The organism is Paenibacillus spiritus (genome assembly GCF_008710135.1).
GTDB lineage: Bacteria > Bacillota > Bacilli > Paenibacillales > Paenibacillaceae > Paenibacillus_AQ > Paenibacillus_AQ glufosinatiresistens.
Map to the genome: position 1 here is coordinate 1 of NZ_VYKK01000021.1, position 22,189 is coordinate 22,189.

Sequence of the window (22,189 nt, forward strand, 5' to 3'; positions counted from 1 at the left end):
CAACCTAGGTGTTTTTTTCAATGTCCACTAAATGGGGTCTTGACCAGGAAGCAAATTCTTGGACGGCCGCTTTGCGTTTGAGCTTTTTCCTGGATGCAGAATAACCGGCGTAATCCCAGCGGGCTAGGTGAAAATGCCGAAGGAATTCATCATCTCCCGAAAAGAATTCGCATACCGCGCGGGATGAAAGCCCGCTGCCAGTCTGGCGGGGCCTTCGCGCGCAATTCTTTCGCGGAGCCCGCCATTGGCAATGAGGTCCGTCCCTTGGGCCACGGCGGTCTGAATATCCCCGAGCGGATAGAATTTGCCGGTACAGTCATGTTCGATGAAGCTTCGCACGCCGTCGGAGTCGGTGCTGAGCACCGGGCAGCCGCACAGAATGGCCTCAGCTACCGCATAACCGAAGCCTTCCATGACTGAAGTCGAGAGCAGAAATCCCCCGGAGTCGGCTACGCGGGAATAATAATGGGGCATGCCGGAATTCGGTATCCGGATGAACTCGGCGAGGCGGTCGCCCATGCCGCTCTCTGCCAGAGCCTGGCGGAACCGTTCGTTCTCGCCGTCCGCCGCAAGCTTCGGATCATGGAACATCCACAGATGCAGATCAGGCACGCGGGAGCGGAGCGCTGAAGCGACCGCCAGCAGCTCTCGCCAGTTCTTGTTCGGCTCCAGGCGGCCCACCCAGGCGAGCACGGGATCGCGGGGCCGCTCTCCCGGCACATAACGGAAGCGTTCGACGTCAAGCATGTTGGCAATGACATAGCGGTGTACGCCGGGCAAATAGCGGTTGAACAGATCGAACAAGTGATAGGTCGGCGGGAACAGGAGCGCATTGCAGTAAGCCTGCACGTAGGGGACGGCGAGCTGGACGGCGACCTCGGCATCCGCCGGAGCTCCGAATCCCTGGGCTTCATAGATCAGAATGCCGCCGTATCCGAGTCTCCGCAGCCGTTCGGTCATCCGGTAGTCCGAGGTGACGATGATGGCGTTGTACTGCTGGCGGGCCAGCAGGTCAGACAGCAGAGCGTCATCCGAACCGAAGAAGACGGGATAGGGACAGGAGTCTGGCTCCGGGCCGTTCCCCCCGGGCAGCAGATAGAGGGTATGGGCTTCAATGCCGACTTGAGGCAGACTGGCGCAGCGAAGCCGGTTAAGGGTCTCCACGCCTCCGCTCGCGATATAGAAAATGAACAGAACCTTCATGTTGTTCTCCTCCCGTCGGATCGCGGGTATGATCCTGCCGTCTACAGCATACGCAGCGCCGGAATGGATGGTGAGGAGCGGCGCAGGAGTTCCAATATTTTTTGGGATACAAGAGCAGGATGACGGTCATTCTAAGCTTGTTCACCGGCTTTATTGCCATGATCTTATTTATAAGGGATGGAGGATGATTATGCAGCATTCCCGAATTGGCATGACTCTCGCGGCCGCGCTGCTCCTGGGAACCGCAACCCTCGCCGGATGCGGCGGCAACGGATCGAAGAATGACGCGGGTGTGAAGACGAACAGTGTCAAGACAAACAGTACGAAGGGAACTTCCAATCAGGGGCGCTTTCAGACCCGTTCGGCCCAAGGCATTCACAACATCGCCAACCTGAAAATGGACCGGGAGCTGTCCGACCGGGTATCGGCAATTCCCGGGGTCCGCTCAGCCCATGTGCTTATGGCCGGACGAACGGCTTATGTGGCTGTGACGGCCGATGAGAACTCCGGCAACTCCCGCCGTTCCGGCAATGGCGCATCGGACCGCGGAACGACCATGCGCGGCACGAATCTGAGTCCGGGAAGCAGCGGTTACGGGACGGGCAACGGCACCGGATACGGAACCGGCAGCGGCACTCTCTATAAGCCGCGCAGCTCGGCCGGCGCTCATCTGACCGATGACGGCCGGAGTATGACCGGAACTCCGGGTACTGGCGGCAGCCGCGGAGGCGGACTCGGCGGTGGAATGAACGGCAGCGGAGGTTACATGAACGGCATGACCGGAACGGACGGAACGGGGCCCGCCGGAGGAGCCGGAGATTTGCTGAACGGTACAGGCACAGTCGAATCGGGACGGGGCTACCACAGCATGGGAACCGGCCGCGGGGATACGGTGAACAAAGAGTTGAAGAACCGGATTGCCGAGACGGTCCGCGGCTACGACAGCAACATCGGGTCCGTCTATGTTTCGGCCAACCCCGATTTTGTGGAACGGGTGAACGGCTATGCGGATCAGGCCCGCGGCGGCCATCCGTTATCGGGCTTCGCGAATGAATTCCGTACGCTGGTGGAACGGATCTTCCCTACCCGGGAATAGGAAGGGATCTCAAGTCCATTGAAGACACCCGATAAAAGGGTTCCAGGTTCCCGTACAAGCGGGAACCTTTTTTATGGAAGGGAGCATCCTCCGATCCACACGCTCTTCAGTTCAAGCTCTTCATCCAGCAGCACCAGATCGGCGCGTTTGCCTGCTTCGATAGAGCCGATGTCATGATCGAGGCCGAGCGATACAGCCGGGTTGAGGCTGGCCGCCAGGGAAGCGTCCCGAAGCGAAAGGCCTGCCTCCCGCACCAGATAGCGGAAGCCGCGAATCATAGTCAGCGTACTGCCGGCCAGCGTGCCGCTTCCATCGCGCAGCCGGGCGACTCCGTTCCTGACCCGAACAGGCAGATCGCCGATGGCATATTCGCCGTCGGGCAGGCCGGCTGCCGCCATGGCATCGGTAACAAGCAGCAGGCTATCGGGCCCTTTCATTCTGGCCAGGATGCGAATGGCTGCCGGATGCACATGAATGCCGTCGGCAATGACTTCTGCCCGAATGCGCGGATCGGCGAGAACAGCGCCTGCTGCGCCGGGGCTGCGGTGATGCAGCGGCGTCATGGCATTGAACGTATGGACCGCATGGTTCAGCCCGGCGTCGGCAGCGGCCAGGACTTCTTCATAGGAAGCGCCGGTATGACCGAGCGCAGCTGTAATGCCCCGCCGGCGCAGCCAGGCAATCGCCTCCAGCGCGCCTTCCCGTTCGGGGGCAAGGGTGACCTGCCGGATGAGTCCCGGGTGTCTTCGCTCCCATTCCTCCAGCCAGTCCAGACGCGCAAGCGAAATATGCGCGGGGTTCTGGGCGCCGGCCCAGTCGGGATGGATGAACGGTCCTTCCAGATGTACGCCGGCGATGACGGCTGCCAAGGGACTGCCGCCGTTCCGGCAAGCGGCGACTCCGGCAAGAACGGTATCCAGGGCATCCTTCGGGGCGGTCATGGTGGTAGCAAGGAGCGTGGTGGTGCCCATCGAGGCATGGAAGGCGGCAATCTCTTCAAGTTCCTGCTGACCGGCGGACATGAAATCATGCCCGGCTCCGCCGTGGACATGAACATCCACGAAGCCGGGAACAATAAGCCCGTTCCGGCATGCGGCCGCATCCGGCCAGTTCCGGCAGGCCGGGGGGAGCTCTTCGGCCTTGCCGGCAAAGAGGATTCGGCTTCCCTGAAACGCCACGGCCCCGCTCTCGACAAGGCCGCCGGGTGTCAGCACCTGTCCGCGCAGCAGGGCTCCTTCCTCTGCCGGCATTCGGGACAAGGCATTTGTACCGCCGTTTAATGGATAGGAATTCATAGGCTCTCCTCCTTGTGCCGAATATATCGGATCGGATAACGGAATACAACCGAGGCGGATAAAAGCTTCATTGACAAGCGAAAAGCAACCTCCTAATATAGCTTGATATCAAGGCTCGCCGAAATCCCGGATATCCGGGCAGGGAGGGCCATTACGCATCAGGCAGGGGGGATCGGTATGAATCCGGAACCGGGAAGAAGTATTGGAGAAGGAGGCTGTGCGGAGGTCCGCGTCTGGGAACCCGGGCGGACCATTATCAAGCTGGCCAAGAGCAATACGAGCCGTTGGGCCATGGAAAGAGAATACCGCAATCAGCAGCAGGCGTGGAACCAGGGGCTGTCTGTGCCCAGGCCCTATGAACTGCTGGAGACCGACGGGAGACCGGGGATCATTTCGGATTATATCCAAGGCCAGCCGCTGATCGAGCGTCTGTTCGGGGCATGGAGCAAGGAGAAAACACCGGGATACGATGAAGCTGTACCCGATTACGAGGGCTGGCGAATAACGGCAAGGCTGCTGGCCGAGCTGCACCGCGTTCCCGCTCCGCAAGGTCTGGCTTCGCAGAAAGAGAATTTCGCCTTCGCCATCCGAAATGCCCCCTATTTGACGGATGCGGAGAAGGAACGCGTGCTGGAGGAATTGAGAGCGCTTCCCGATTCGGACCGCTTTTGCCATGGGGACCCGAACCCGGGTAACATTCTGCTTCCGCCGGAAGGCCGTCCCGTGATCATCGACTGGATGGATGCTTCCTGCGGCCATCCCGGAGGAGATCTGGCCGAATATGTGGTCATGATCCGGTACGCAGTTCTGCCCCCGTTCCTGCCGGAGGAAGCGCACCGTCAGTTCGATGCCGTGCGGGAAGAGATGATCGACCAGTTCCATGAGGAATACGAAGCCTGCGGCGGGATTTCGCGCGCGGAGACGGAGCCTTGGCTGCTGCCCATAGCTGCCCGCAAGCTGAACGCGGACGCCATCTCGGAGGAAGAGAAGCAGCGGCTGATCGCGTTCATCCGCTCGAAGATCGGCGGAGATAATGCGGGCGAAGAAGGAGTCTGAAGCCAGGAAGATGAAGCCTGGAAGCTAAGGTCTGAAAGATAAAGTCTGAAAGATAAAGTCTGAAAGATAAAGTCTGAAATAAGAGGTCTGAAAGATAAAGTCCGGAACCTGAAATCCAATAAGACGTTTCTCCGGCGAACAGGAGAAACGTCTTATTGGCGTACCCGCCGTTATCTATGCGCCCGGGTCCAGGCTCCGGGCCTGCGAAGCGTCCGCTGCCGTCCGGCGTGCCCGTTCCGCCCGTCTCCGAAGCAGCGATTCTCCGAACAGGAGCAGAAGCAGGGCGGCCTGGGGAATCGCCGTCTCCCAGGTCGGGTACAGACCGAGCCAGCCGACGACCGGAAGCGAGTCCGAGACATGGGCCGGCGCATGTCCGGCCACCTGAAGCGCATGGATGCTCTCCCCGAGGAAGCGGAAGACAAGATAGTAGATCAGCAGCGCGGCGGTCCGGAAGAAGGCGCCAATCGGCAGCCGGGCGCTCAGCGCCAGAATCGCATAGCCGGCTGCCCCGAGCAGCGCAAGCGCCAGGACGATGCCAAGCAGCATCTGGGAGAGGTCCATCGAAGGCGCCATTCCGGCATAGAAGATCGCCGTCTCGGCCCCTTCGCGAAGGACGGCCAGCAGGGTAACGCCGAAGACGGTCCACAGGCTGCCGCCGGCCAGCGCCCCTTCCATGCGGCTGCCGACATAGCGGTTCCATGCCGCAGTGCCGGACTTGCCGTGCAGCCAGCGGCCGACGGCCAGCATCATCACGACTGCGGCGAGGCCAACGTAGCCTTCGATCGCTTCCCGGGCTCCTCCGGCGGCAGCGGATGCGACCAGGAGGGTCAGCCCCGAGGCCAGCGCCAGACTGGCCGCCAGACCGGCGGCCGCTCCGGACCATACCCAGCGCGCAGCCCTAGGACGGCCGCTGCGTCTCGCGAAGGCGAGCATGGCGGCCAGTACCAGAATCGCCTCCAGCCCTTCGCGCAGCAGCACGAGCGCCGCATCCCAGAACGTATACCGGGCCTCGCCGGACAGCGGCGTCAGTTCATCGCGCATCGTCTTCATCGTGGCCAGCGCCCGGTCCAGCTTGGGCGGATCGGACAGCAGGTAGCCGGCCGCTTCGGCGCTCTCATTCTCGAGGCGGGTGTAGGCCGAGGGCGAAGAGATCTGCACGCGGCCCTCGACAGACGGCCAATCGGCAATGAACCGCTCCACGGAAGCGGCCGCTTCGGCTGCCCGGCCGGCTTCGGCATCCGTAATCGCCTGATCCAGATGGCCGATCAGCCCTTCAATGGAAGCGGCGGCAGCCCGGCTGACTTCCGTCTCCGCGGCGGAAGGCTTCAGCCCCTTGCTGTAGCTCTCCAGCAGGCCGCGGAGCGCTTCCGCTTCCGCCAATGCGGCCTCCGCCCGGACAGGCTCGGCCTGAAGCGCGATCCGCAGCAGGCTCATCTTCGTCTCGAGCTGGCCGTAGACCGCAGCATTGTCCTGGCGGACGGCGCGCTCCACCGGCGCCCAGCCGTCGACGAGGCTGCGGTACGCCGCCTCCGCCGCGTCCCAGTCGGCGGCGCGCGCCGCGTCCCGCGCCTGCCCGGCCGCGGGAAGCAGCCCGGCCGCCGCTTTCGGCCCGGCGGCGGCCGTCTCTTCGCCGCCGGGCGCAGCGGCGGCGCTGGCGTAGGCGTCCACGGCTCCGGCGAGCGTGGACAGCGCTTGGCGGGCGGCCGGACCGCCGCCCGCCGCCAGAGCGGACGACGCCGCTTCGAGCGCGGCGTCCACTTCCCCAGCCAGACCGGCATGGGCCGAGTCCGCTTGGGTCTTCGCCTCGCCCCAGAGGCCGGCGAAGGTTGCAAGATCGGCGGCGGCCTCGTTCCACTCGCCGCCGCCTGCGGCCACGAGCGCGCTGCCGACCGGCGGGAACAGCGCGTCGAGCCGCGCCTGCGCCGCCTGGGCGGCCGCGGATCGGTCCGCGCTGCCGGCAGGCAGAAGCCCGGCGGCAGTCTGGGCTGAAGCCGCCGCAGGCTGCCTGCCCGGCGCCGCTTCCGCCGCAGCGGTTCCCGGCGCAGCCAGAAGCGCGCCGGCGGTCAGCGCGGCTGCCAGCGCGCCGGCCTGGAGGCGGCGCTTGAGTGAGGTATAAATCATCGGGATGCCCCTTCCGTAAGCCAGAGTAGTAGAAATGTGCTTCATCCCAGCAGCGCCTGTCCCAGATAGGCGCCTTCCCGCACGCCCGGGAAGCAGGCGAACACGGCGCTGCCGACATGCGCTTGGTATTCATTCAGCTTGTCGCTGGCCGCAAGCCGCCGCTGAACGGCGACGAACTGCTTCTGCAGATCGCGCTGGAAGGAGATGAAGAGCAGTCCGGCGTCCAGCTGTCCGGTCTTCAGGCTCAATCCGCTGGAATAGGAGAAGGAGCGGCGCAGCATCTTGACCGATCCGTCGCCGCGGGCGAGCGCGGAGTGCGAATGGGCGGGAATCCGGAGGTTGCCGCTGCTGTCGGTCGCCTTCGGGTCCAGCGGATCGAATTCATGGGCCGAGCCGAGCGGCGCGCCGCTCGCCCGGTGCCGTCCGAAGGTCGCCTCCTGGTCGGCAAGCGAGGAGCGATCCCATATTTCCAGCCGCAGCCGGACCCGCCGGACCGCCATATAGGTGCCGCCCTGCATCCAGGCCGGTGCTTCGCCGCCGCACCAGACAATCTCGTTCATGGCCTGGGAATCGGAGATGTCCGGATTCCCGGTGCCGTCCTTGAAGCCGAGCAGATTGCGCGGCGTTCCGGCGCGGGGATCGGCCGTTCCGGTGCGCTGGAAGCCCTCTTGGGTCCAGCGGAGAACGGCGGTTCCCCGGGCAATGCGGGCCAGATTGCGGATGGCGTGGAAGGCGACCTGAAGGTCGTCGGAGCAGGCCTGCACGCACAGATCGCCGCCGCACCACTCCGGTTCAAGCTGATCGCCGTTGAAGGCGGGAAGCTCCGCAAAGGTCGCCGGCCGGCTTCCGGCCAGGCCGAAGCGTCCGTCGAACAGCGACGGCCCGGCTCCGAAGGTCAGCGTCAGCCGGGCGGGATTCAGGCCGTCCGCTTCGCCGGTATCGGTCGGAGGCACATGGGCCCGGTCGTTGGCGTCGCCGAGCAGCCGGCCGGCCGTCAGCGCAGCGGCCGCTTCCGTCCAGCTCTGCATCAGACGGCGGAGAGCGGGAAGGCCCGAAGCCGTGACATCAAAAGACGCGAAGCAGATGAAGCTCTGCGCCGGAGTGACAATTCCGGCCTGATGGCTGCCGTAGAACGGAAGGCTTGCATCTGATGTATCGGCGGGGCCGGGAGCTGCGGACGGGGACGCTTCCCGAGCCGCCAGCGCGCCGACTGCGCCGCCTCCGAGCAGCAGGCCAAGCCCCGAGGCGGCTGTAAGCCGCAGCATATCGCGGCGGCTTACAGGCTTGTTCAGCAGGGAAGGGCCGGCGGCCTCTTCGTCTGCAGGGCGGACCGGAGGCGAATCCGGCCCGGATAAGGGTGTTACGTCAGGCGGTGACTTCCAGGGCTTGCGGCGCTTCATGGACTCACACTCCCAGAAGCCGCCCCATATTGGACAGCGGTTCGGCCAGCGCGTCGAGGTTCTGGCTGAGCTTGCGGACGTCCTCATCCTGGAGCTGATCGTAAGAGACATAGCCGTCCCCGGATTTGAACGGCGCGAGCTCGTCCTTCAGGGCGGCGAACCGCTCCCCGATTGTCCGCTCCAGCTCGGGGTCCTTCTCGGCCAGCCGGGGCTTCAGCAGTTCATAGATTTTCTCGGCCCCTTCCACATTGGCGGCAAAATCATACAGATCGGTCCGCGAATACCGTTCCTCTTCTCCTGTAACCTTGGAGGTGGAGACCTCGTTCAGCAGCTCGACCGCTCCCGTCACGAGGAGAGAGGCGTCAATCGGCGCAGTTTCCACCTTGGCGCGGAGAAGCTGGGCGTCCTGAAGCAGCCGGTCGGCGTATGCTTCGCTTCCCTTGGTCGTGCCCCCCGTCCAGAGTCCCTTCTCGATCCGGTGGAAGCCGCGCCATTCGCTGTCGTCCACATCGCCTTCCCGGGCATCGATGCTGGGATCAAGATCTCCGAGGGCTTCGGCAATCGGTTCGATGCGCTCATAGTACATGCGGGTCGGGGCGTACAGCTTCTTCGCCGCCTCCAGATTGCCGGCCTTCACGGCCGCTGCGAACGCCTCGGTTCCCTTGACGAACTCGTCGCACTGGGCGATGACGAAGCTGCGGTAATCGTTCACCGCCCGGGTGAAGTCCGGCGCTTCGGCTGAAGCCGGAAGGCCCGACGCCGGAGGCGCAGACGGCGCAGCGGTAGGTGAGGCCGGTTGCCCGGAAGTAGCACCGGACGCGTTATTGTCGGAGCAGCCGGACAGCAGCAGCACCCCGGCGAGCAGCCCGGCGGGCAGAGCAAAGCGGTAATTCATCATGACCAACATCCCCTTTTTCTATGTAATGAACCTATTATCAATGATAATGATTATCAGTGGGAAAATATGCCCTAATCATAAAACCGCCGCTACCTGCTGTCAACGAAAAAATGTGATTTCCGTCACATTTAAGCGACCGCCCATTTCCTTGAAGCGACCGCACCATCGTTCTGCGCGGCTCATACTATGGATTTGACTGTATCCCTTAACCTTGTTAGACCAAACATTCCCGGGCAAGGAGGGGTGACACCACCATGAAGGGGCACGAACATCACAGCAAATTTCTGTTGACACATCGGGAGCGGGAAGTATTTGAACTCCTCGTCCAGGACAAAACGACAAGCGATATCGCCGGTCTGCTGTTCATCAGCGAGAAGACAGTCCGCAACCACATTTCCAACGTTATGCAAAAACTGAATGTCAAAGGCCGTTCGCAAGCGGTTGTCGAGCTGATTAAGCTTGGGGAACTGAAGATATAGCCGGCCTGCCTGGGGAAACACCGAGAGAAGCCTTCTTTTATCCTTCGGGATGAAGGGAGGTTTTTTATTGAGACAATAAAAAGACCGCAGCCATCCGGATCGTCCGGTGCTGCGGTCGGTATGGGAGTTAACCGTTAGTGGAGAATAACGGATTTGATTCGCGATTCTTCTTCGTAGGTCAAGCGCTTCGGTGCCGGAGCTTCGCGAAGACAGCGGGCGGCGTCATACTCGATCTTCATGTAATCTCCTTCTCCCGATACTAGAGCCGGCTGCAAATTGGTGATTGCCCAATTCTTGAATTCTTTCAGTCCTGCCAGCATAATATTCATCCCCCTTGGTGGTGCTGTAACGGCTTGCCGCCGTTTATTGATTACGCTTACATTATAGCATGATCGACTGATAAATAAAATAGATGTCCGCTATAAAAATACATTTTACCCCTGCGGATCGTGATAAAATGCACTAATGGTGCGCTATGGAAGGAGAACTGTCCTTCCGCAGCGCACATTGTTGTGAAAGCCAGGCGACCGGCCGGATCGGCGCTCCCGCCTGCTGTCTAGAGCGGGAATGCCGTCTCGACGAGCCGGATTCCGCCGTGTGTCCGAAGGCTGTGCGGCGTGCCGGAAGGGAGCCGCAGCGCATCCCCGGGACCGAGCGGATGAACGCGGTTCTCCAGTACGGCTTCCCCGCTGCCGGAGGTGACGACCCAGACGTATTCGCACTGCGCCTCGCAGCGGAGCGGCAGGGTGCAGCCGGCGTGAACGGCAATCCGGCTGACCGTCGCCCTGCGGTCTTCCGCGCTCCCGCCGCGTTCCAGCACCCGCTGCCATCCCCACTGCCGCTCGGCGTACATCGGCGGCGCGTCTTCATCCAGCATCTCCTTGATCCGCGGGCTCGCTTCCTTGTCGGCCACAAGGATGCCGTCCGGGCTGGCGGCGACGATCAGGCCGGGGACGCCGAGCACGTTGACGGGAATATCCAGCTCATTGACGATATGCGTGCCGATGGAGTCTGCGCTGACTCTTCCCGGCCCGCTGACCGTCTCCCGCATCTCCTCGGTCAGCGTATTCCAGGTGCCGAGGTCTTTCCAGCGCCCCGCATAGGGAAGAACGCCCAGAGACGGGAGACGCTCGGCGACCTCGTAGTCGAAGCTGATCTTCGGCAGCCCGGCGTACCGCCGGAGCAACCCGGCGTAATCGGCGGGCAGGCCGCGCTTCGCAAGCAGGCCGGTATAGAAGGAGAGGCGCCCGGCGAAGACGCCGCAGTTCCACAGCGCGCCTTCGCCGATCAGCCGCGCCGCTTCTCCGGCGGACGGCTTCTCGACGAACCGGCTGACGGTGCGGAGCGGACAGGCGTGTCCCCCGGTGTGTTCTCCGGCATGTTCATCTATAACGATATAGCCGTATTTCTCCGACGGATGGGTCGGATGTACGCCGACCAGGACAAGCGGATACCGGGAGGCAGCCAGTGCAGAGTCCAGGAGCGCAAGGGTGCGGAAGAAATCCCCGTCGACGCAGGGGTCGATCGGCATGATGATGACCGTCTCGTCGGGGGCGGCTCCCGGAAGACCGGCCGCATAGGCGGCGGCCAGCAGAATGGCGGCGAAGGTATCCCGCCGCTCGGGCTCGAGAATCAGCGGTGCGGCTGCGCCGATCTGGGCGGCGATCATTCCGGCCTGGTCGCGCCCGGTAAGGATGTGGGCGCTCTCCCGGAGACCGGCTTCGCCGACCTGCCGCCAGAGGCGCTGAAGCATGGATTCGCTGCCTCCCCCGGGAGCAGGCAGCACGCGCAGGAACTGCTTGGATCGCGAATCGTTGGACAGCGGCCACAGCCTTTTGCCGGAGCCGCCGGAGAGCAGCATCAGTTTCACGAGAGATTCCGCTCCTTCCGTCATCTTGAGCCCGGCAGCATGCGCCAAGCTTCATTCTGTATCGTATGCACGCCGCGCTGCGCCGTCTTCCGCAGGGGGCCAGATCCGGCTGGGCTCCTATGGACCGGGAAGCAGATATTTCAATTTGGAAATATACAAAAGGCATGGACAGGTGTAAAATGGCAAGGGTCAAAACGCGCGAGGCCGCGTTACTTACCCGATATGGAGGCTTGTGAAATGCTGAACACCAAACGACGCAATCCCTTAATCCTCGGACTGCCGCTTCTTGCGCTGGCCGGCTCGCTGCTGGCGGGGTGCGGCTCATCGGGCGGCAACTCCGCCGCAGACGCGGGGGCATCCGCTTCTCCCGCCGCTTCGGCAGGCACGGCTTCGGCAGCGCCCGCAGCGCTTACGACGCTGACGCTCGGCATGCTGCCGTCGATCGACGCCATTCCTTTTGTCATCGCTCATGAGCAGGGCTTCGACGCCGAGCACGGCGTGAACCTGGATATCCAGTCCTTCAAGAGCGCCAAAGACCGCGACGCCGCTTCGCAGGCCGGGAAGCTGGAGGGCTGGAGCGCCGATCTTGTGGCGATTTCACTCTACAACCAGGCGGGGCTTGATGTGAAGATTGCCAGCACGACGACCGGCTCCTTCTCCCTTCTGACCGGCAACGACGCGATTCAGAGCGTGAAGGATCTCAAGGGCAAGACGGTCATCCTCTCCAAAAACACCTCGACCGAGTACACGGTCGCGACGATGCTGGCCCAGGCGGGCCTGACCGAGAAGGACATCACGGTCACCGAAGTGCCGCAGATTCCGACCCGGCTGGAGCTGCTCAAGAACGGGAAGGCGGACGCCGCCATTCTGCCTGAGCCCTATGTCACGATCGGACAAGCGGCAGGACTGCGGGTGCTGAGCTCCACGGGAGAAGCGGGCATCAATCCGTTCGTTCTGGCTCTCCCCGGGAAGACCATCCGCGACAAAGCGGATGCCGTACACGGCATGTACGCCGCCTACAATGAAGCGGTTGATTATATGAAGTCCCATGACCAGAGCGAGTATATCGACGTAGTGGTCCGTGAAGTCGGCTATCCGGAAGAAATGAAGGGCGAAATCAAAGTGCCTTCATACGAACATGCCGTCCAGGCCGACGTGAAGCAGATCGAGCAGGCCTTTGTCTGGTCGCGTGAGAAAGGACTGCTGTCCAAGGAGACGAAGCCGGAGGAAGTGATCTCGGGTGTCGAGTTCGGTTCCAAATAAAATCCCGGCGGCAGGGCTTGCGGTCCGCGGCTTCACGGTGTCCTATCCCGGACGTGCGGAGGCGGTCGGACCGATCGCGCTGTCGGTCCCGCAAGGGGCGATATGCAGCGTAATCGGCCCGTCCGGCTGCGGCAAATCGACGCTGCTGCGCGCGGCCGCCGGACTGCTCGGCGCCTACGAAGGCGAGATCGCCTTCGGGGGGCAGCCGCTCGCGGGATCGGGCGCCGTCATCGGCCTTGTGCCGCAGAATTACGGCCTGCTGCCGTGGAAGACGGCCGAGGCGAATATTACGACGGCGCTCGGCATCGCAAGACCGGGGCTTGGCCGCCGGGAGAAGCGGGAAGCGGCGGCGCGCTGGCTCGGCCTCATGGGCATCGGCGAGCTGGCGGACCGCTATCCGGCCCGGATGAGCGGCGGACAGCAGCAGCGCGTGGCCGTCGCCCGCGCCTTTGCGCTCGAGCCGGATCTCCTGCTGCTGGACGAGCCGTTCTCGGCACTCGACGCCCTGACCCGCGAAGCGCTGCAGGAACGCTTCCTGGCGAACTGGGAGGCGTATCCGGCGACGGCGCTCTTCGTGACCCATGATGTGGAGGAAGCGATTCTGCTCGGCGGGATCATCGCTGTTCTGCCTCCGTCCGGCGCGGGAAGCCCCCTGCTGCTGGACAACCCCGTCTCGGGCCTTGCGCCCGGGGAGCGGCGGACCAGCGCCGTTTTTTTTGAAATGACCCGAACGGTACGAAAGGCTATGGCTGACCTATGGTGAAACGGCGCACTTCTTATCTCTTGAGTCTCCTCTATGTATTGGCGGGTCTTCACCTGCTGTGGTTCCTGCTCGCGCTCGCCGTCAACAAGCCGATTCTCCCCGGACCGGAGGATGTCTACCGGGCGCTCCTGCGGTTGGACCGGAGCGATATGCTGGAGAATGCGGGCTACAGCCTGTTCCGGGTATTCGCCGGAGTAGCGCTGGCCATGCTGGCGGGGCTGCTGGTCGGCCTGCCGATGGGGCGTTCCGCGCGCTGGAACCGGCTGCTGGATCCCGTCGTCTATCTGACCTATCCCATCCCGAAGATTGCGCTGCTGCCTGTGGCCATGCTTCTTCTCGGACTGGGCGAGAGGTCCAAAATCATGATGATTACGCTGATTCTCGTCTTCCCGGTCATCATATCCGTCCGCGACGGTATCCGGGCCATCCCGTCCGATGCCTATGACGTTCTGACCAGCGTGGGCGCGGGAGCCGGGCAGAAATTCCGGCATGTGACACTGCCGGGCGCGCTTGCGGCAATTCTGAGCAGCATCCGGGTGTCGCTCGGGACGGCGTTCTCCGTGCTCTTCTTTACCGAAATCTACGGAACGGAGCACGGGCTCGGCTATTTCATTATGGATGCCTGGCAGCGGATTGATTATCCGGGCATGTATGCCGGAATTCTGCTGTTCAGTCTGGCCGGATTTATCTTGTTCCTTATAGTGGATGTGCTGGAGGCCGTCTTCATGAAATGGCGCCGCTGACGCTTCCGGCCGGCCGAACCGGCGAAGCCTTCTTGTCAATATGCTAAAAATTTGGGACAATAGAGGAATGCCGGAGCGTCTGCGGCAGGAATTTGTTTTGGTGAAATGAGGACAAGAACAGCGATGAATAAACCATCCATATATGAATTGACGTTCGGGGAGCTGGCCGGATGGCTGGAGGAGCGGGGGCACCGCAAGTTCCGCGCCCTTCAGGTCTGGGACTGGCTCTATGTGAAACGCGCAACGGCGTTCGCGGCTATGGAGGATGTGAATCCGGATTGCCTCGGCGTTCTGGAAGAGCATTTTGCCATCGAGACGCTGACCGAGCACGTGAAGCAGGAGTCGCAGGACGGCACGGTCAAGTTCCTGTTCCGGCTTCGGGACGGCAATCTGATCGAGACGGTGCTCATGCGCCAGAAGTACGGTCTGTCCGTCTGCGTCACCACGCAGGTCGGCTGCAACATCGGGTGCAGCTTCTGCGCCAGCGGCCTGCTGGCGAAGAGCCGGGATCTGACCAGCGGCGAGATCGTAGAACAGATTATGAAGGTCCAGCTTCATCTGGACCGCACCGAGCCGGGCAGCCGGGTCAGCCACATTGTCGTTATGGGGATCGGGGAACCGTTCGATAATTTCGAGAACATGGCCCGCTTCCTGGAGACGGTCAAGCATCAGAAGGGGCTGGCGATTGCAGGGCGGCATATTACAGTATCCACCAGCGGTCTGGCCGGCAAAATTGTCGAGTTCGCCGACCGCCGCTTCGGCGTGAACCTGGCGATCTCGCTGCATGCGCCCAACAATGAGCTGCGGACGCGCATCATGAAGATCAACAAGGCGATTCCGATCGAGAAGCTGATGGAGGCGCTCGATTATTATCTGGAGAAGTCCAAGCGCCGCGTGACGCTGGAATACATTATGCTCCGCGGAGTCAACGACGGCCAGGAGCATGCGCTTGAGCTGGCCGAGCTGATCGGCAGCCGGCGTCCCCTCGTCAATGTCAATCTCATCCCGTATAACCCCGTGGATGAGCACAGCCAATATCAGCGCCCCGACCGGGAGACGGTCAGCGCCTTCTTCGATACGCTCAAGAAGCAGAAGGTGAGCGTCAGCAAGCGGCTGGAGCACGGCGTCGACATCGACGCGGCGTGCGGCCAGCTCCGCAGCAAGCAGATCAAGGCCTCCGCCCGGGCGTAAGTCCGGCGAAGAGACAAAGAAAAGAAGAGCCGGAACGAACCGCCTCGGCGGGAACGTTCGGGCTCTTGCTGCAGGAACTCTGCGAACTGTGTGGACTGTATGAACGGAGGGAAGGACGGGCCTTCTTATTTATCCAGCTGCCGATCCAGTTCCCCGACCGGATTCTCGCCCTCGTGCGAAGCTTCCGAGCGGCCGCTCATGAACCAGCCGAGGACGGCAATGAGCACGAGCACAACGTAGAAGGTGGCTTTCCACCAGGTGCTGTGGGCGAAATGCTCCGACAGCACGCCGAGCGAAGGATGCGCCAGCGTAATGACGGCCAGCTTGACGCCGACCCAGCCGACAATAATGAAGGCGGCCACTTCAAGGCCAGGACGGCTGTGCAGCAGCTTCACGAAGAAGGAAGCGGCGAAACGCATGATGACCAGTCCGATGAAACCGCCGGCGAAGATGACCAGGAACACTCCGCCGTCCAGTCCGCCGATGTCCGGCAGCCCGCTGGGCGGAAGCGCCACGGCCAGCGCCACGGCGGCCAGAATGGAGTCGATGGCGAAGGCGATGTCCGCCAGCTCGACCTTGAACACCGTGGACCAGAAACCGGCTTTCTTCTTGTCGACCGCGGCATCCGAGCCGCTCCCGGCCGCGGAGTCCGTGACGCCTTTGCGCGAAGCGGCGATTTTGCGGACGATATGGTTCACGGCTATGAAGAGCAGATAGAGCGCTCCGATTGCCTGCACCTGCCAGATATCCACCAGATAAGAGATGATGAACAAAGATGCGAACCGGAAGACGAAGGCGCCGAACAGTCCGTAGAAGAGCGCCTTCTTGCGCTCGGCCTCCGGAAGATGCTTGACCATAATCGCCAGCACCAGCGCGTTATCCGCGGCCAGCAGCCCCTCCAGTCCGACGAGCACCAGCAGTACCCAGCCGTACTCAAACAATAAACCCCAATCCATGTTAGATCCTCCCTTTTGACTTAGATTGCCCATAATCCAATAAAAAAGACCCGTACCACATCCCGCAGGCCCAATTGGGCCTGGCGGATGTGGTAAAGGTCTCGCTAACAATTAAGGTTACATTGTCGGTAAAGCCGGAGAAGCGGAACTTCTCGTATTGACGACTTTACCTCACAGCTACTCCCCTTTACGGAGTCTATGAAGTTGGGGGCTCCCTTCGGAACCTAGAACGATCTTAGCGTATAGCAGGATTTATTGTCAATAGCCTGTCTGATTTCTCTTCCGGCCCCGCCGCCTCCTGCCGGGCGAAGAATTGGAAACGGAACCAAGAGAGGAGCGTGTTAACTAAAATAACATGAAATATGGCAAAAGTGTAAACTTCATCTTTTTTGGCTTCAAATAGCAATTCGTATAATTGACGGTTAGCAGGCTTGAAAATATCATGAAACTAAATAAAACACACCAAGAGATATTCAGATAAGGAAAATTAACATAAATACAATCTACGTCAAGGAGGTGGGACCATGGCAATTCAGCCGTCATCATGCCGGACCGAGCCGCCGGAGGAGAGAGTCAGCCGGCATCCCTGCTACAGCGAGGAAGCACATCGCTTCTTCGCCCGGATGCACCTGCCGGTCGCGCCTGCCTGCAACATCCAGTGCAGCTACTGCAACCGCAAGTTCGACTGCGTCAACGAGAGCAGGCCCGGCGTTGTCAGCGAGCTGCTGACGCCGGAAGAGGCCGAGCGCAAAGTCAAGGGAGTCGCCGCCCAGTTGATGCAGCTGTCGGTGGTCGGCATCGCGGGACCCGGCGATCCGCTGGCGAATGCGGAGCGGACCTTCGGGACCTTCAAGCGGGTGCGCCGCGCACTGCCGGATGTGCTGACCTGCCTCAGTACGAACGGGCTGACGCTGCATAGGCATATCGACGAGATTGAAGAGCTGGGCATCGGGCATGTGACGATTACCATCAACGCCATCGACCCCGATATCGGGCGGGAAATTTATGCCTGGGTCTACGATGAGGGAGTGAGGTATGAAGGCAGGGAAGCGGCGGAGCTGCTGATAAGGAGACAGCTCGAAGGCCTGCAGGCGCTTGCCGGGCGCGGCGTGCTGGTGAAGGTGAATTCCATTCTGATTCCCGGTGTGAACGACGAGCATCTGGTGGACGTCTCCAGAAAGGTGAAGGAGCTTGGCGCCGCCGTTCACAACGTAACGCCGCTCATCATCGCGCCGGGCAGCCGGTACGCGGAGGAGGGCCGCCGCGCGCCGAAGCCGAAGGAGCTGCACCGGCTTCAGGAGCGGATCGGCACGGAGGGCATGAAGCTCATGCGGCACTGCCGCCAGTGCCGGGCCGATGCGATCGGTCTGTTGGGCCAGGACCGCAGCGCGGACTTCCGGCTGGAGAAGATGGCGGACGATCCGGCGGTGGATCACCGGGCCAGGGAGCAGTTCCAGCAGGAGCTGGACGGCAGGGTCCGCCAGCGGCAGGCTGCCCGCAGCGGGAGGAGGCCGCTTACGGACCAGAACCGGAAGACCCGGGTTGCCGTAGCCTCCAGAGGCGGCGACAAGGTCAATCAGCACTTCGGGCATGCGACGGAATTTCTGATCTATGACACCGATGGCGAAGCGGTCCGCTTCGTGGGCGTCCGCAAGATTCAGGCTTACTGCCACGGCACCGCCGACTGCAACGGCGACAAGGGAGAGACGCTGGCGGAGATCTGTTCCCTGCTCGGCGACTGCCGGATTCTTCTCAGCTCGGGCATCGGCGATGCCCCGAAGGCGGCATTGAACCGGGCGGGTATCCTGCCGCTGGTGCGCAAGGGAGAAATCGCGGCGGAGATACTCGACAGCGTCAAGTACAGTTCTTATTTTGAGCCAATCCAAATCACGAAGGGATGATTCTAAATGACGAAGAAATTGAGACAAATCGCTTTCTATGGCAAGGGCGGCATCGGCAAATCCACGACTTCCCAGAATACGCTGGCCCAGCTCGCGACGACGTTCGGCCAGAAAGTCATGATTGTCGGCTGTGATCCCAAGGCGGATTCCACCCGTCTGATTCTGAACACGAAAGCCCAGCAGACCGTGCTTCACCTGGCCGCCGAGATGGGATCGGTCGAGGATCTGGAGCTAGAAGATGTGGTCGCAGGCGGCTTCGGCGACATCCTCTGCGTCGAGTCGGGCGGTCCGGAACCGGGCGTCGGCTGTGCCGGCCGGGGGATCATTACTTCGATTAACTTCCTGGAGGAGCAGGGCGCCTATGACGGAATGGACTTCATCTCCTATGACGTTCTCGGCGACGTCGTATGCGGCGGGTTCGCCATGCCGATCCGCGAGAACAAAGCCCAGGAGATCTACATCGTCTGCTCGGGCGAAATGATGGCGATGTACGCGGCGAACAATATCGCCCGCGGGATTCTCAAGTACGCGCACAGCGGCGGAGTCCGGCTCGGAGGACTGATCTGCAACTCCCGCAACACCGACCGCGAAGAGGAACTGATCAAGGAGCTGGCCCGCCGGCTGAATACCCAGATGATTCATTTTGTGCCGCGGGACAATGTGGTGCAGCATGCCGAGCTGCGGCGAATGACGGTGACCCAGTACAATCCGGCCCATAACCAGGCCAATGAATACAAGCAGCTTGCCGAGAAGATTCTCCACAACGACCGGCTGACGATTCCGACTCCGATCGAGATGGATGAGTTGGAACAGCTGTTGATCGAGTTCGGGGTGGTGGAGGACGAAGAAGCCGCCATCAAGAAGCTGGAGGCGGCCGGGCAGTAGTTGACATCGTCTAACAACGATAATAGAGAGGTGAAGTGGAGATGAGCCTGGATATTGAAGCAAGCAAGAAGCTGGTAGGAGACATTCTGGAAGCTTACCCGGACAAGGCGAGGAAGGACCGGCAGAAGCATTTTCAGATCAATACGGAAGAGACGATGGAGTCGTGCAAATGCTCGCTGAAATCGAATATCAAATCCCGTCCCGGCGTCATGACGCCGCGAGGATGCTCCTATGCCGGGTCCAAGGGGGTCGTCTGGGGGCCGATCAAGGATATGGTTCACATCAGCCACGGTCCGATCGGCTGCGGCCAGTACAGCTGGGGAACGCGCCGCAACTATGCGAACGGAACGCTTGGAATCGACAACTTCACCGCTATGCAGATCACGAGCGATTTCTCGGAGACGGACATCGTCTTTGGGGGCGACAAGAAGCTGGAGACGATCTGCCGGGAGATCAAGGAGATGTTCCCGCTCGCCAAGGGCATCTCGGTGCAGTCGGAGTGTCCGGTCGGGCTGATCGGAGACGATATCGAGGCGGTGTCGAAGAAGATGTCGAAGGAGCTGGATCTGCCGATTGTTCCGGTCCGCTGCGAGGGCTTCCGGGGCGTCAGCCAGTCGCTGGGCCATCATATCGCCAATGATGCAATCCGCGATTTCATGCTCGGCAAGGCGGAGCTTCAAGAGACCGGCCCTTATGATGTCACCATCATCGGCGACTACAATATCGGCGGAGACGCCTGGGCCTCACGTATTCTGCTGGAGGAAATGGGCCTTCGCGTTATCGGCCAGTGGTCGGGCGACGGTACGATGAACGAGCTGATGACCGCCCATAAGTCCAAGCTGAACCTGATTCACTGCCACCGGTCCATGAATTATATGGTCGATCATATGGAGAAGGCCTATGGCATTCCGTGGATGGAATACAACTTCTTCGGACCGTCCAAGACCTATGAGAGCCTGCGGGCCATCGCCGCGCGGTTCGACGCCTCGATTCAGGAGAACTGTGAGAAGGTAATCGCCCGCTACAAGCCGCAGATGGACGCCGTTATCGCCAAGTACCGGCCGCGGCTGGAGAGCAAGAAGGTGATGCTGCTGATCGGAGGCCTCCGTTCCCGCCACACCATCGGGGCTTATGAGGACCTCGGCATGGAGATTGTCGCCACCGGCTACGAGTTCGCGCACAAGGACGATTATGAACGGACCTTCCCCGACATGAAGGAAGGCTCTATCATTATGGACGATCCTACGGCTTATGAGCTGGAGGAACTGGCCCAGCGTCTCGATATCGACCTTATGGGCTCGGGAGTGAAGGAGAAATATGTGTACCACAAGATGGGCATCCCGTTCCGGCAGATGCACTCCTGGGATTACAGCGGGCCGTATCACGGGTTCGACGGCTTCAAGATTTTTGCCCGGGATATGGATATGACCGTGAACAGCCCGGTATGGGGCCTGATGGACCGGAAGAAGGCGCTGATTAAAGAGGAGGCGGGCTTATGAGCAAGGAACGGATCGATATCCCCGACTATAACTCGCTGTTCTCGGAGGAACGCTTTGCCGCCCAGCGCGAGAACAAGAAGCAGTTCGAGGCGCCCTGCAGCGCGGAGGAGACGGCCGAAGCGCTGGCGTACTCCCGCTCTGCGGAGTATACCGAGAAGAACTTTGCGCGCCAGGCTGTCGTTATTAACCCCCACAAAGCCTGCCAGCCGCTCGGTTCGGTCATGGCGGCGCTCGGATTCGAGAAGACGCTGCCGTTCGTTCACGGCTCGCAGGGCTGCAATTCCTATTTCCGCAGCCATCTGAGCCGCCACTTCAAGGAACCGACGCCAGCCGTCTCCTCTTCCATGACGGAGGATGCCGCCGTCTTCGGTGGGATGAGCAATATGATCGACGGGCTGGAGAATGCCCGGGCGCTTTACAAGCCGGAGATGATCGCGGTGTGCACGACCTGCATGGCCGAGGTCATCGGCGACGACCTGTCGGCCTTTATCGGCAATGCCCGGCAGAAGGGGGCGATTCCGGAGGACTATCCGGTGACCTTCGCCAATACGCCGAGCTTCATCGGGTCCCATATTACCGGCTATGACTCCATGCTGAAGAATATCCTGAGCCAGCTCTATGAACGTTCCGGCCTTCAGGCCGCCCGGGGAACGGGCGGAGAGAGCGGAGAGAAGCTGAATGTGCTGCTCGGCTTCGAGCCCTACACGGCGAACTTCGCCGAAATAAGCCGTATTCTGGACGCCTTCGATACGAAGTACACGCTTCTTGGCGACCACAGCGGCAACTATGATTCGCCGGCGACCGGCGAATACGAATACTATTACGGCGGCACGAAGCTGGAGGATGTGCCGAAGGCCGCCTGCGCGCTCGGTTCGCTGAGTCTTCAGAAATACACGCTGCGCAGGACGGAGGAGTATATCAGCGGAACCTGGAAGCAGCCGGTGGCTGCCCTGTCTGCGCCGCTGGGCATCCGGGCCACCGACCGGCTGCTGGAGACGATCAGCGGTCTGACCGGCCTGCCGGTTCCGGCTTCGCTGACCAAGGAACGCGGCCGCGTCGTCGACGCTTACGCCGACAGCCATCCGTATCTGCACGGCAAGCGGGTAGCGCTGGTCGGCGATCCCGACCTTCTCATCGGCCTGATCGGCTTCTGTCTGGAGCTTGGAATGGAGCCTGTGCATGTGCTGTGTTCGAACGGGGACGTCGAATCCGGCGGGGTGAAGTTCAAGCAGGAGGCGGAAGAAATGCTGGCCTCCAGCCCTTACGGATCGGAAGCCGCCGTCTATGTCGGAAAGGACCTCTGGCATCTGCGTTCCCTGCTGATCCAGGACCCGGTCGATCTGGCCATCGGGAGTTCCCATCTGAAGTTCGCCGCACAGGATGCCAAGGTGCCGCTCGTGCGGATCGGCTTCCCGATCTTTGACCGCCATCACCTGCACCGCAGTCCGATTATCGGCTACCGGGGGGCGCTGAATCTCCTGACTCAGATTGCCAACACGGTATTGGAGGAGCTTGACCGGAATCACTCCGGGTTCAACTTCGATCTGGTACGCTGACCGCCGCCCGGTCA

19 protein-coding genes are annotated in these 22,189 nt (G+C 61.6%); 11 read left to right on the plus strand and 8 right to left on the minus strand.

From position 1 onward, the window contains the following. Positions 1-123: 123 nt before the first annotated feature. Complete coding sequence (locus F4V43_RS14415) at positions 124-1,203, minus strand: glycosyltransferase family 4 protein (protein WP_150458956.1); 1,080 nt, start codon at positions 1,201-1,203, stop codon at positions 124-126. A 190-nt stretch (positions 1,204-1,393) separates the two neighbouring features. On the opposite strand from F4V43_RS14415, the gene F4V43_RS14420 reads away from it, so the two are divergent. Then, a complete protein-coding gene (locus tag F4V43_RS14420) occupies positions 1,394-2,299 on the plus strand; it encodes a YhcN/YlaJ family sporulation lipoprotein (RefSeq protein ID WP_191089597.1) in 906 nt (301 codons plus the stop codon). Positions 2,300-2,370: 71 nt separating this feature from the next. Here the strand turns inward: F4V43_RS14420 and nagA are convergent, their stop codons facing one another. Beyond that, positions 2,371-3,549 carry an N-acetylglucosamine-6-phosphate deacetylase gene (nagA, locus tag F4V43_RS14425; protein ID WP_150459052.1) on the minus strand — a complete coding sequence of 393 codons (1,179 nt, stop codon included), beginning with the start codon at positions 3,547-3,549 and terminating at the stop codon, positions 2,371-2,373. Positions 3,550-3,771: 222 nt separating this feature from the next. Between nagA and F4V43_RS14430 the strand changes: the two genes are divergently transcribed. Continuing rightward, on the plus strand, positions 3,772-4,650 hold the full coding sequence (locus tag F4V43_RS14430) for a phosphotransferase family protein (protein WP_150458958.1): 879 nt from the start codon (positions 3,772-3,774) through the stop codon (positions 4,648-4,650). A gap of 174 nt (positions 4,651-4,824) precedes the next feature. Here F4V43_RS14430 and F4V43_RS14435 read toward each other — a convergent pair whose 3' ends face one another. The 3 genes from F4V43_RS14435 to efeO are packed head-to-tail and all read right to left on the minus strand — an operon-like array spanning position 4,825 to position 9,066. After that, positions 4,825-6,816 carry an FTR1 family protein gene (locus F4V43_RS14435; protein WP_150458959.1) on the minus strand — a complete coding sequence of 664 codons (1,992 nt, stop codon included), beginning with the start codon at positions 6,814-6,816 and terminating at the stop codon, positions 4,825-4,827. Further along, positions 6,813-8,171 (minus strand): iron uptake transporter deferrochelatase/peroxidase subunit, encoded by a 1,359-nt coding sequence (gene efeB, locus F4V43_RS14440; protein WP_150458960.1) that lies wholly within the window; start codon positions 8,169-8,171, stop codon positions 6,813-6,815. The genes F4V43_RS14435 and efeB overlap by 4 nt, the downstream gene beginning before the upstream one ends. 4 nt (positions 8,172-8,175) lie before the next feature. Beyond that, positions 8,176-9,066 (minus strand): iron uptake system protein EfeO, encoded by an 891-nt coding sequence (efeO, locus tag F4V43_RS14445; protein ID WP_150459053.1) that lies wholly within the window; start codon positions 9,064-9,066, stop codon positions 8,176-8,178. 257 nt (positions 9,067-9,323) lie between these two features. Here efeO and F4V43_RS14450 point away from each other — a divergent pair, with 257 nt between their 5' ends. Continuing rightward, positions 9,324-9,548: a helix-turn-helix domain-containing protein gene (locus tag F4V43_RS14450; RefSeq protein WP_150458961.1), complete on the plus strand. Its 225-nt coding sequence runs from the start codon at positions 9,324-9,326 to the stop codon at positions 9,546-9,548. A gap of 134 nt (positions 9,549-9,682) precedes the next feature. Here F4V43_RS14450 and F4V43_RS14455 read toward each other — a convergent pair whose 3' ends face one another. Both F4V43_RS14455 and F4V43_RS14460 read right to left on the minus strand, forming a co-directional pair. Continuing rightward, on the minus strand, positions 9,683-9,868 hold the full coding sequence (locus F4V43_RS14455; RefSeq protein ID WP_150458962.1) for a hypothetical protein: 186 nt from the start codon (positions 9,866-9,868) through the stop codon (positions 9,683-9,685). A 236-nt stretch (positions 9,869-10,104) separates the two neighbouring features. Next, the gene (locus F4V43_RS14460) at positions 10,105-11,409 is read right to left on the minus strand and encodes a sugar phosphate nucleotidyltransferase (RefSeq protein WP_223879912.1); all 1,305 of its coding nucleotides are present in this window, start codon (positions 11,407-11,409) and stop codon (positions 10,105-10,107) included. A gap of 246 nt (positions 11,410-11,655) precedes the next feature. Here F4V43_RS14460 and F4V43_RS14465 point away from each other — a divergent pair, with 246 nt between their 5' ends. The 4 genes from F4V43_RS14465 to rlmN all read left to right on the plus strand — a co-directional run bounded on the left by F4V43_RS14465 (position 11,656) and on the right by rlmN (position 15,378). Further along, positions 11,656-12,681 carry an ABC transporter substrate-binding protein gene (locus F4V43_RS14465; RefSeq protein WP_150458964.1) on the plus strand — a complete coding sequence of 342 codons (1,026 nt, stop codon included), beginning with the start codon at positions 11,656-11,658 and terminating at the stop codon, positions 12,679-12,681. Continuing rightward, entirely contained in the window at positions 12,659-13,444 is a 786-nt protein-coding gene (locus tag F4V43_RS14470) for an ABC transporter ATP-binding protein (protein WP_150458965.1), read from the plus strand. Before F4V43_RS14465 ends, F4V43_RS14470 begins: the two co-directional genes overlap by 23 nt. Continuing rightward, positions 13,438-14,187 carry an ABC transporter permease gene (locus tag F4V43_RS14475; RefSeq protein WP_150458966.1) on the plus strand — a complete coding sequence of 250 codons (750 nt, stop codon included), beginning with the start codon at positions 13,438-13,440 and terminating at the stop codon, positions 14,185-14,187. Before F4V43_RS14470 ends, F4V43_RS14475 begins: the two co-directional genes overlap by 7 nt. Positions 14,188-14,310: 123 nt before the next feature. Beyond that, positions 14,311-15,378, plus strand: a complete 1,068-nt coding sequence (rlmN, locus tag F4V43_RS14480) for a 23S rRNA (adenine(2503)-C(2))-methyltransferase RlmN (protein ID WP_150458967.1) — start codon at positions 14,311-14,313, stop codon at positions 15,376-15,378. A gap of 125 nt (positions 15,379-15,503) precedes the next feature. On the opposite strand, the gene F4V43_RS14485 is transcribed toward rlmN, so the two are convergent. Then, complete coding sequence (locus F4V43_RS14485; RefSeq protein ID WP_150458968.1) at positions 15,504-16,334, minus strand: TerC family protein; 831 nt, start codon at positions 16,332-16,334, stop codon at positions 15,504-15,506. Positions 16,335-16,858: 524 nt separating this feature from the next. Between F4V43_RS14485 and nifB the strand changes: the two genes are divergently transcribed. Genes nifB through nifK form a run of 4 tightly spaced genes read left to right on the plus strand, consistent with a single transcriptional unit; the run spans position 16,859 to position 22,175 of the window. Continuing rightward, positions 16,859-18,235 (plus strand): nitrogenase cofactor biosynthesis protein NifB, encoded by a 1,377-nt coding sequence (gene nifB / locus F4V43_RS14490; protein ID WP_150458969.1) that lies wholly within the window; start codon positions 16,859-16,861, stop codon positions 18,233-18,235. A 6-nt stretch (positions 18,236-18,241) separates the two neighbouring features. Beyond that, positions 18,242-19,120, plus strand: a complete 879-nt coding sequence (gene nifH, locus F4V43_RS14495; protein WP_150458970.1) for a nitrogenase iron protein — start codon at positions 18,242-18,244, stop codon at positions 19,118-19,120. A 41-nt stretch (positions 19,121-19,161) separates the two neighbouring features. Then, complete coding sequence (gene nifD, locus F4V43_RS14500) at positions 19,162-20,619, plus strand: nitrogenase molybdenum-iron protein alpha chain (protein WP_150458971.1); 1,458 nt, start codon at positions 19,162-19,164, stop codon at positions 20,617-20,619. Then, a complete protein-coding gene (nifK, locus tag F4V43_RS14505; protein ID WP_150458972.1) occupies positions 20,616-22,175 on the plus strand; it encodes a nitrogenase molybdenum-iron protein subunit beta in 1,560 nt (519 codons plus the stop codon). The genes nifD and nifK overlap by 4 nt, the downstream gene beginning before the upstream one ends. Positions 22,176-22,189: the final 14 nt, after the last annotated feature.

Excerpts from the sequence above, each read along its gene's own strand:
- F4V43_RS14415 (WP_150458956.1), bottom strand. The coding sequence starts at position 1,203 with ATGAAGGTTCTGTTCATTTTCTATATCGCGAGCGGAGGCGTGGAGACC.
- F4V43_RS14420 (WP_191089597.1), top strand. The coding sequence starts at position 1,394 with ATGCAGCATTCCCGAATTGGCATGACTCTCGCGGCCGCGCTGCTCCTG.
- nagA (WP_150459052.1), bottom strand. The coding sequence starts at position 3,549 with ATGCCGGCAGAGGAAGGAGCCCTGCTGCGCGGACAGGTGCTGACACCC.
- F4V43_RS14430 (WP_150458958.1), top strand. The coding sequence starts at position 3,772 with ATGAATCCGGAACCGGGAAGAAGTATTGGAGAAGGAGGCTGTGCGGAG.
- F4V43_RS14435 (WP_150458959.1), bottom strand. The coding sequence starts at position 6,816 with ATGAAGCACATTTCTACTACTCTGGCTTACGGAAGGGGCATCCCGATG.
- efeB (WP_150458960.1), bottom strand. The coding sequence starts at position 8,171 with ATGAAGCGCCGCAAGCCCTGGAAGTCACCGCCTGACGTAACACCCTTA.
- efeO (WP_150459053.1), bottom strand. The coding sequence starts at position 9,066 with ATGAATTACCGCTTTGCTCTGCCCGCCGGGCTGCTCGCCGGGGTGCTG.
- F4V43_RS14450 (WP_150458961.1), top strand. The coding sequence starts at position 9,324 with ATGAAGGGGCACGAACATCACAGCAAATTTCTGTTGACACATCGGGAG.
- F4V43_RS14455 (WP_150458962.1), bottom strand. The coding sequence starts at position 9,868 with ATGCTGGCAGGACTGAAAGAATTCAAGAATTGGGCAATCACCAATTTG.
- F4V43_RS14460 (WP_223879912.1), bottom strand. The coding sequence starts at position 11,409 with ATGCTGCTCTCCGGCGGCTCCGGCAAAAGGCTGTGGCCGCTGTCCAAC.
- F4V43_RS14465 (WP_150458964.1), top strand. The coding sequence starts at position 11,656 with ATGCTGAACACCAAACGACGCAATCCCTTAATCCTCGGACTGCCGCTT.
- F4V43_RS14475 (WP_150458966.1), top strand. The coding sequence starts at position 13,438 with ATGGTGAAACGGCGCACTTCTTATCTCTTGAGTCTCCTCTATGTATTG.
- rlmN (WP_150458967.1), top strand. The coding sequence starts at position 14,311 with ATGAATAAACCATCCATATATGAATTGACGTTCGGGGAGCTGGCCGGA.
- F4V43_RS14485 (WP_150458968.1), bottom strand. The coding sequence starts at position 16,334 with ATGGATTGGGGTTTATTGTTTGAGTACGGCTGGGTACTGCTGGTGCTC.
- nifB (WP_150458969.1), top strand. The coding sequence starts at position 16,859 with ATGGCAATTCAGCCGTCATCATGCCGGACCGAGCCGCCGGAGGAGAGA.
- nifH (WP_150458970.1), top strand. The coding sequence starts at position 18,242 with ATGACGAAGAAATTGAGACAAATCGCTTTCTATGGCAAGGGCGGCATC.
- nifD (WP_150458971.1), top strand. The coding sequence starts at position 19,162 with ATGAGCCTGGATATTGAAGCAAGCAAGAAGCTGGTAGGAGACATTCTG.
- nifK (WP_150458972.1), top strand. The coding sequence starts at position 20,616 with ATGAGCAAGGAACGGATCGATATCCCCGACTATAACTCGCTGTTCTCG.